9 protein-coding genes are annotated in these 8,197 nt (G+C 46.7%); 7 read left to right on the top strand and 2 right to left on the bottom strand.

What is annotated here, in order from left to right:
• Positions 1-183: 183 nt before the first annotated feature.
• From MZO41_RS16185 to MZO41_RS16195, 3 genes are all read left to right on the top strand, one after another.
• A complete protein-coding gene (locus MZO41_RS16185; protein ID WP_003640526.1) occupies positions 184-918 on the top strand; it encodes a hypothetical protein in 735 nt (244 codons plus the stop codon).
• A gap of 91 nt (positions 919-1,009) precedes the next feature.
• Positions 1,010-1,300, top strand: a complete 291-nt coding sequence (locus MZO41_RS16190) for an RNA-binding protein (RefSeq protein ID WP_013355535.1) — start codon at positions 1,010-1,012, stop codon at positions 1,298-1,300.
• Between the two features lie 81 nt (positions 1,301-1,381).
• Positions 1,382-2,170: a DUF4931 domain-containing protein gene (locus tag MZO41_RS16195; protein WP_013355536.1), complete on the top strand. Its 789-nt coding sequence runs from the start codon at positions 1,382-1,384 to the stop codon at positions 2,168-2,170.
• Positions 2,171-2,372: 202 nt separating this feature from the next.
• Here MZO41_RS16195 and MZO41_RS16200 read toward each other — a convergent pair whose 3' ends face one another.
• The gene (locus MZO41_RS16200) at positions 2,373-3,560 is read right to left on the bottom strand and encodes an MFS transporter (RefSeq protein ID WP_013355537.1); all 1,188 of its coding nucleotides are present in this window, start codon (positions 3,558-3,560) and stop codon (positions 2,373-2,375) included.
• A 337-nt stretch (positions 3,561-3,897) separates the two neighbouring features.
• On the opposite strand from MZO41_RS16200, the gene MZO41_RS16205 reads away from it, so the two are divergent.
• From MZO41_RS16205 to MZO41_RS16215, 3 genes are all read left to right on the top strand, one after another.
• Positions 3,898-4,230 (top strand): hypothetical protein, encoded by a 333-nt coding sequence (locus MZO41_RS16205; RefSeq protein WP_003644404.1) that lies wholly within the window; start codon positions 3,898-3,900, stop codon positions 4,228-4,230.
• A 27-nt stretch (positions 4,231-4,257) separates the two neighbouring features.
• Positions 4,258-4,566, top strand: coding sequence for a DUF960 domain-containing protein (locus tag MZO41_RS16210; protein ID WP_003640531.1), 309 nt, complete (start codon positions 4,258-4,260; stop codon positions 4,564-4,566).
• 228 nt (positions 4,567-4,794) lie between these two features.
• Positions 4,795-5,532 (top strand): DUF1003 domain-containing protein, encoded by a 738-nt coding sequence (locus tag MZO41_RS16215; protein ID WP_003645047.1) that lies wholly within the window; start codon positions 4,795-4,797, stop codon positions 5,530-5,532.
• Between the two features lie 125 nt (positions 5,533-5,657).
• Here the strand turns inward: MZO41_RS16215 and MZO41_RS16220 are convergent, their stop codons facing one another.
• Positions 5,658-6,515, bottom strand: coding sequence for a DUF368 domain-containing protein (locus tag MZO41_RS16220; RefSeq protein WP_003640533.1), 858 nt, complete (start codon positions 6,513-6,515; stop codon positions 5,658-5,660).
• Positions 6,516-6,739: 224 nt separating this feature from the next.
• Here MZO41_RS16220 and MZO41_RS16225 point away from each other — a divergent pair, with 224 nt between their 5' ends.
• Positions 6,740-8,080, top strand: coding sequence for an amino acid permease (locus tag MZO41_RS16225; RefSeq protein ID WP_013355540.1), 1,341 nt, complete (start codon positions 6,740-6,742; stop codon positions 8,078-8,080).
• Positions 8,081-8,197: the final 117 nt, after the last annotated feature.

The following is an 8,197-nucleotide window of genomic DNA, read 5'->3' on the forward strand; positions in this document are numbered from 1 at the left end:
AAATAGTGGTGCTCATCAAGGTCCTTCTTTCTAATGGATTGTGTGGTAACACCATTAAAGACCTTGATGGGTTTTTCTGTCCACTTAAATGTTCAACTTAAATTTTACAATCTGCCAAGCATTAAGACAAGCCCGCCAAAATATGGTAAACTGGCGGAAGCAAGAAAGGAAGTGCGATAGTTAATGCCTGAACAAAAACAGACGCGCATGTCACGCTTGAAAGCGCGAGAGGCTACGGGTGGCAAGCGGGGACGTAAGGCGAGTTCACAGGGATCCCATGCACCTAAGGAACCGAACGATCCAAAGAAACCGCAAGCACCTAAGTCACCGCAAAAAAAACATCACGTTTCGTTATGGCTATTGGCTTTAATCGTGATTGCGCTCGGTGGAACAGTCGTTTACTTTGTCAAAGCAGCTAGCAACCAAGACTTAGTCGAAACCACGAGTTCCTCAAGTAGCAGCAAGGCGCGCAAAAAATCATCTTCGAAGAAATCATCTAGCTCATCGAAGAAAAAGAAGAAGCATTCAAGCTCAAGTAGTGAAAGTACTAGCGAAACGACGGCTGCAAGTACGGATGCCGACACTAGCACAGATGGGACAGAAACGACGGGTGCGTATAGCAGTTCAACTGCCACTAATACGACCGCTGGCAATACGACAGCTAGTTCGCATAGCACGACGGCCAGTCATCAAACGACCACCAGTAGTGCCACCTCTCACAGTACTTCAACAGCTAGCAGCTCATCTAAGAGTGAGACGTCATCAACGAGTACTGAGAAGAGCAGCAGTAGCAGTCACTCCGGCTCGACATACGATAATTTAGATGACGCGAAGGACTATGGTGAAAACTCGATCAGTGGGAACTATAAGGTCACGACGGATAGTAATGGCTCGTACCACGTGTCAAAAGCTGATTAATTTTAATTGCAATCATGATGTTTGAGCTGGGCTTTTGCGACCGTTTTCGGTATAATAGCCTTAAAATGATTGTAAGAAGTGAGTGATAAAATTGAATCACAATTATGTGGAAGTTAAGTATCCAGCCATTTTTCGTGATGAAGGCACCTACTGGGATGTCCGTTTTCCAGACGTTCCTGCCGCCCAGACCTTTGGGGCGAGTGTCCAAGTTGCTGCGGACAATGCGGCTAACGCGTTGGCTATTGCGCTCTTTGAACAATCACTACCGGCGGCGTCGGACCCGCAGTACTGGCGGTTAGCATCAACGGAATTTGTTGTTTGGATCACGATGGCGGATGTCCAATTTGGTCCGGGCGCTGATACACCAGAACCAATGAACTAATGCGTATAAGCGGCAAACGGGTCGGCACCTGATTAGTGTGTCGGACCCGTTTTCTTATTTTATGAAAGAAGTTGAGGAACCTTGCCAATCCAGCCACTAATCTTTGATACGGCCATTGCGAAGGATAAGCCAGAAAATATCCGGCACCCGCACAATGCCTGTCCTTTTTGCGATCCGGGCCAGTTGACTGATATTATCGCGCAAGATGCAGATCGTATCTGGCTATTGAATAAATTTCCAACCTTGCAAGCTACCTGGCAAACGATCGTGATCGAGGCGGCCCGCCATGATGGCGATATTGCTACTTACTCATCCGCACAAAACCGCGCTGTCTTCGCGTTTGCTCTGAAGCACTGGCAAGCCACAATTGCGAGTGGTCGGTTCAAATCGGTGTTGTGCTATAAAAATTTTGGCCCACACTCGGGTGGAAGTTTACGGCATCCACACATGCAAATCGTTGGTTTAATGGCCGCCGATGGTTACGCTAACGTGACAGCAGCCAATTTGACTGGGTATTCAGTGTTGGCGGTCGATCAGGTCCAAGTGACTGTTTCTGATCGGCCTATCATGGGATTTGTCGAAATCAACGTTGCTGCTCCAGCTACCGCGATTGCACCGTTAGCCGATGCTGTGCAACAGGTCGTCCAGTATACGCTAAATACGTATTTTCATGGGCAGTGTGATAGTTATAACCTATTTTTCTATCCGCGGGATGACCAGATTGTTGCCAAAGTGGTCCCACTATTTAATGTCTCACCATACTATATCGGCTATCGGCTGGCACAAGCAGATACGCCAAAGCGAATGCGCGCCATCGCTGAGGAAATTCGGCAACATTTTGAACGATCGAATCTGGCTCACTCAAACTAGCTAATAGGCCGAACAGCCCCAAACGACGGAAAAGGCCCCCAGGAATCCTTTCGATTCTCGGGGGCCTTCACTTTACCGTTCACGTGTATGATTAATGGTGACGCAATTGCGATTAGTATCTGGTTGCGGGGTGGTCAAAAGCAACCGGTCAAGTCGTGGGGGAACATCTCTCAGCAGTAATGTCAGTGATTAGTTATGGTTTTCAATGCTGGACGGCCCTTCGCCGGGCATAGCCGTAAAGACTCAGCAAGGCGATCAATGTCAGCAGGCCACAGCTACCGAAAGTAACGGCAAACCCCACCCGTTGAATTAACCAGCCAATCAGAGGAAAAGCGCTGATCATCGCTAAACTAAAGACCATGCTGGCAACGCTCAGTAGGGTTGCCCGTTGCCCGTTTGGAATCAGCTGATTGTAGTAGTTGGAAAACAGTGGCTCAATCAGTGCCATCAAACTATTGATGACTAAATAGATGAGGACCAGTAGACCGATGGCGTGACTAAATGCGCTAAGTAGGGCCATAATCATGCTTAGGCAGAGCCCGTAAAGTAACTGATGTTGGGTTTGATGTCGCTGTAGCCAAGGTGTCAGTTGGATCGCCACAATATTGAGGGCCATACTCGCAATGAGGATCGTCGTGATTAGTCTCCCACTAAAGTGCTGAGCAGTCATCACTGTTTGAAAGTAATAGTAATAAGTTGTTCCGAGTGCCGAAAAGAGCGCGTCAAAGATCATTAAAAGCCGTAAACGACGTTGAGTCACTAACAGATGCGCGGCAGCACGAAGGATCGTTCGTAACGACGGTTGTGCTGAATGAGTCTTGGTCAACTGGCGCTGGGGAACGCGCAGTCCACTGATTGCCAGAATGGCAATGAGCGCTGCCGCTAAATAGACCCAGTACGTCACTGAAAGATGCTGGGGCATTAACCAGCCAGCCAACACGACACCCAACGTATCGGCCACTTCGATTGTCGTGTTGAGAATCGTCGTGACGCGTGGATAATGTTGCGTGGCCTGAGTATTGACGAGATTGTCATATTGTGCCGCTTCAATCGTACCAGACTGGAGATTATACGCCCAGGCTTGTAGGATGAATGCTAGGAGAAACCAGCCGAGACTGTGAGCCGTCAACATGATGAGGGCGTGTCCGATAGCCATCAGGCGGCTAATGATCAGGACAGGCCGATAACCAAAGCGGTCGGCGATAACGCCGGAGGGAACTTCTGAGAGAAAACTAGTCAGATGAAAAACACTTTCGCATAGCCCTATCTCAACGAGTGATAGGCCTTGTTGCTGTAAAAAGATCACCCAGAGGGTGTTGATACCAAAAAAAGCACAGGCCGCATAACCATAACTGAGGGTTAGGTTACGACGGGTAAGTGGTGATAACATATTGGACTCCTTTAGCGGCCACGAGCGGACAAAAAAAGACGACCCATTGTCGTCAGCTGCTCGTGACTTCGCAATGGCTAGTGGTCATTCAACTTGGAAAAAGCGCAGACTGCGCCCCTGACATAACCATAACTGCAAAAATTGTGCGCTTAAGGTTAATCCAAGCTAAAAATTTAGCCAACACGTCATTCACCACTTTCTAATAATCTCATTTTCTTATCATAACAATACCATATCAATTTCTGACTGACAACTGATACCGATAAGTTTGAATGCCTGATATTAGTTGTGATTGTGGTATGATGTTAAGTAAATGAACAAAAGTGGAGGAATAATCATGCAAAATTTGATTCCAGGAGACATGTTGGAAGTTAATCAAAAACTTAAGTGGGAATTAGACGCGGGAATGACTGCGGATGAAAGTAGCGTGATTAATGAAGCTGTGCTGGCGGGAACTCAGTACTTCGTCGATGAGGCCTTAGAAGGTAGTTACTGGACAGTTAAGTGGGCTGCAGATGGTCAGACTATCGAACTCTATGGGACAACTGGCACCGTCGTTGGCCGCATTAAACCGCTGTCTGCCACGTTAGAAAATGATTTTCGACAGGATTCACAAGGCTTGTTTATTCGGATTGAAAAAGAGGTCGCAGTGATTGTTCGTGATAACTAAGCCGAATTGAGTAATGAGGTGATTAGCATGTTTGATCAAGATGAAGAACGGTTTGCAACGCTAGGGTTAGCCGCCAAGCTACCGAGCGCGGTGATTGATGGCATTTGGGATATTATTGATCAAAATCTAAAGGGAGTCGTTCGCCTGCCACGGGTCCTGCAATTTGCCCTGATCGCACGTAATGGGCAAGTCACCGTGGCCTTTGATGCGCAGCACGATGCCATCATGGAATTCGATTTACCAGTCAATTACCAACGGGAGTTTCCCGAGACGGTGGCAGTCTTAGACGATGGTCAGTATCAGACCATGATGTTGATGGACGAACTCTCCGTCTGAACGCAGCGATTATTCAATGAGCTGAATACGAGGAAACTCGTCACTTCAGGTCGGCGAATAATCGCTTTTTGATTGGTGGTCTTTAACTGGGCAGATGCGCCTTAAATTTGTATAATTAAATAGATGGTGTGAGGTGTGGTTTTGCGATGTCAGGTTCCGGTTGCTAATCAAGGAGGCCGCGTTGTTCACGTAATTCTCACACCGGGATCAGAGAAAGGTGTGTGTCTAATGGCGAAAACAGCAGTGTGCATTGTCGATCAACAACGTTACCAAGTTGTGGACGGTATGCGATTAGAAGAATTGGAAACTAGTTTGCGGCAAATGATTTTAAAAGATTTTCCGCAGGCCCATAATAGCAGTTTCATTTGTAGTGAGCATCTCGTACATTATCGCTTAGCAAAGATGGATGCGATGATCGAGAACGATTATCAACAAAATGATAAGGTCAATGCGCAATTATCTAAGATTCTCGCTAACCACACGTATCGGGTCGTCGATGTTAATAGCGAGCTGGAAAGTTCATTGACATTTGGTCAACGGGTCGCGGATGGGGTCGCACGGTTCGGGGGGAGCTGGGCGTTTATCATTTCGTTTGTCGTGGTGATGCTCGTGTGGATGTTGCTCAACGTCTTACCAATTTTTAGCCATCATTTTGACCCTTATCCCTTTATTTTATTAAATTTATTTTTAAGTATGGTCGCAGCAATCCAGGCACCATTGATCATGATGAGTCAGAATCGGGCAGCTGAGTATGATCGGCTACAAGCGGCCAATGATTTTAAAGTGAACTCGATGTCTGAAGAGGAGATCCGGGTCCTGCACTCGAAAGTCGATCATTTAATTCAACAAGATGAACCAAACATGCTTGAAATCCAGAAAATGCAAACACAAATGTTAGGTGAGATTCAAGCACAAGTCAATGAATTACGACGATTGCAGCCGCGGCGACGTCGCAATCAAAGTTAAGGTGGCTGATTGAGTAGTTAACCAAAAAAACTGAGCGCCTGGAATTTTCACATTCCGACGCTCAGTTTTTTGGTTAACCGTGACCGCACAACGGCACTCGTCAAGATTGCCAACGGTCAGTGGCACTATTTATATTTACTTTCTAAAGCACTCATCCAGTACCCCAGCGCGATTCCCACAGCAAGAGCTATGGCGCTGAATAGGTAGGTACTGAGTGTGGCATGCGCATATGAAATACTCTCAGCCGCATATGGATTCGGAATCAATATCAGCATGGTACTAGCCAGAACAATACCTAATATGAAATGGTAGACTCGGGAATGAAACTTCACTAATAGGTGATCCATCAACTTCGAGAACAACGCCATCGCCAGGATGCCACCGATGGCGATCGGTAAGTAGACGCCTACGATATCTAGTCTTTTAAAGCCCGTCAGCATGGGTGTGAAAAGGCCTAAAATAAGTAGCAAGTTGGAAGGACTCAGTCCCGGCACTAAGACGCCCAAGGCAATCAGCGCTCCCGCAACGATGAAACCACCAAAGTTAGCGGGCAAGGTCCCAAACAGCTCACTCATAAAGTAAAGTAGACCGGCACTAATAATGAAGGTCCCGAAGAACCAAACTCCGTCGAGCCAGTCACGTGGCGCCCGACTAGTTGCAGTTTTCATCAGGGCTGGTAAGGTCCCGATGATGGCCCCTGCGAACCCCCAGAGAACGATCACCTGAGCGTGTGCAAGTAAGTATTCCAGCGGGGCGGAAAGCAGGGCAATCCCGACGATGCCTCCTAATCCGACGGGGACAAAGTACCAGAAGTCCCGTTTAAAGTTACGACGGAAGTGGGCCATAAAGCCCAATAGTCGCTCGTAAATACCGAGAATGGCGGCGAGAACCCCACCTGAGACGCCCGGTAAAATAAAGCCGAGGGCGATGACGACGCCCTTGAAGAATCGTTTCCAGAAAGTATCAGTTGTTTTAGTTGGCATAAGTAAACTCCTTTAGCTCTAATGACTGGTATTCCAGTAATAATCAAAGTAATTAAAGATACCAGAAAAAATCCTGCATGGCAATTAAAACCCGTTTTTTACGGTTGCCTTCGGTGGCAAAAGTTGCACGGCGGATTATTTTATCATAAAATGAATGGACGTGAAAAAATCTGTATTTTTATGAAAATTATTATCAAATTGGATTAAAGGAAAGTTGAGGTCATATGGAAAATCAGCAACTTGCCCGTAAACTAAAACGCCGTCACGTGCAGATGATTGCGCTTGGTGGCGCGATTGGAACCGGGCTCTTTTTAGGCTCCGGTTCAGCAATCAAACAGGCGGGGCCGTCGATCTTGTTGGCTTATGCCATTGGCGGTTTCTTCTGTTACTTGATGATGCGAGCACTGGGCGAGCTATTATTGTCGGATACGCGTTTACATTCGTTTCTAGAATTCATTAATCGATATTTAGGTAAACGTTTCGAGTTTGCCATTGGGTGGACCTATTGGCTCTGCTGGATCAGTTTAGCTATGGCTGACTTGACTGCTAGTGGTATCTACATTCGTTACTGGTTTCCGTGGATCCCGCAGTGGGTGACACCCTTAATAATTATTTTGATTTTATTAGTATTCAATATGCTCTCCGTCAGTGCGTTTGGCGAACTAGAATATTGGTTTTCGATGATTAAAGTGGTGGCTATCATTGCTTTGATCGTGACGGGGGCTATCTTGATTGGTTCATCGGCCCATGTCGGTGGGCAAACGGTCTCGGTGACAAATTTGGTCAGTCACGGGGGCTTCTTCCCAACAGGCGTCCAGGGCTTCTTGATGTCATTTTCGCTCGTTATCTTTGCGTTTACAGGCATCGAAATGGTCGGAATTACAGCTGGGGAAGCCGAAAACCCAGAAAAAGAATTACCACGGGCCATCAATAGCTTACCCATTCGAATCTCATTCTTCTACGTGGGCGCTTTATTCGTGATCATGGCAATTTATCCTTGGGATCAGATCACGACCAGTCAGTCACCCTTTGTGCAAGTTTTCAGCGACGTTGGGATCAAAGCCGCGGCCAGCATTATCAACTTCGTGGTTCTGACCGCGGCGCTCTCGGCTTGTAATAGTGCCATCTTCAGTACGAGTCGAACACTATTTACACTTGCGCACGGTGACAACGCGCCGAAATGGATGGGAAAGGTCAATCGTTACAACGTTCCCGCCCGCTCATTGTTATTCTCATCATTGATCTTACTGGTGATCGTGGCGTTGAATTACGTGATTCCAAGTACCGTCTTCACGTTGATCTCTAACGTGGCAACAACCAACTTCATCATTGTTTGGTGTGCCTTGTTGGTGTGCCATTACGTTTACAAACGAACCACTGACAGTACGCATAATCCGTTTAAACTGCCCCTGTTCCCTGTTACCAACATCGCGACCTTGGCCTTCTTTATCGCGGTGACGGTCGTCTTGTGCTTTGATCAAGTCAACCGTTGGGCAGTCATCGGTTCAGTCGTTTGGTTCGTCATTTTATTAGTCATCGAACGAAGTATGCATCGCACCGTTTAAAAAGGGTCTCTGTCAACCGGTGTTGATGAAGTTATATTTAGAATCCAATTCATTTACGAATTGGGTTCTTTTTTTCGATTTTGATTTTGAACTCAATTTGAATTCGATAAATAAAGT

It is taken from the genome of Lactiplantibacillus sp. C232 (assembly GCF_023806725.1).
Classification (GTDB): domain Bacteria; phylum Bacillota; class Bacilli; order Lactobacillales; family Lactobacillaceae; genus Lactiplantibacillus; species Lactiplantibacillus plantarum.

Excerpts from the sequence above, each read along its gene's own strand:
- MZO41_RS16185 (WP_003640526.1), top strand. The coding sequence starts at position 184 with ATGCCTGAACAAAAACAGACGCGCATGTCACGCTTGAAAGCGCGAGAG.
- MZO41_RS16200 (WP_013355537.1), bottom strand. The coding sequence starts at position 3,560 with ATGTTATCACCACTTACCCGTCGTAACCTAACCCTCAGTTATGGTTAT.
- MZO41_RS16205 (WP_003644404.1), top strand. The coding sequence starts at position 3,898 with ATGCAAAATTTGATTCCAGGAGACATGTTGGAAGTTAATCAAAAACTT.
- MZO41_RS16210 (WP_003640531.1), top strand. The coding sequence starts at position 4,258 with ATGTTTGATCAAGATGAAGAACGGTTTGCAACGCTAGGGTTAGCCGCC.
- MZO41_RS16215 (WP_003645047.1), top strand. The coding sequence starts at position 4,795 with ATGGCGAAAACAGCAGTGTGCATTGTCGATCAACAACGTTACCAAGTT.
- MZO41_RS16220 (WP_003640533.1), bottom strand. The coding sequence starts at position 6,515 with ATGCCAACTAAAACAACTGATACTTTCTGGAAACGATTCTTCAAGGGC.
- MZO41_RS16225 (WP_013355540.1), top strand. The coding sequence starts at position 6,740 with ATGGAAAATCAGCAACTTGCCCGTAAACTAAAACGCCGTCACGTGCAG.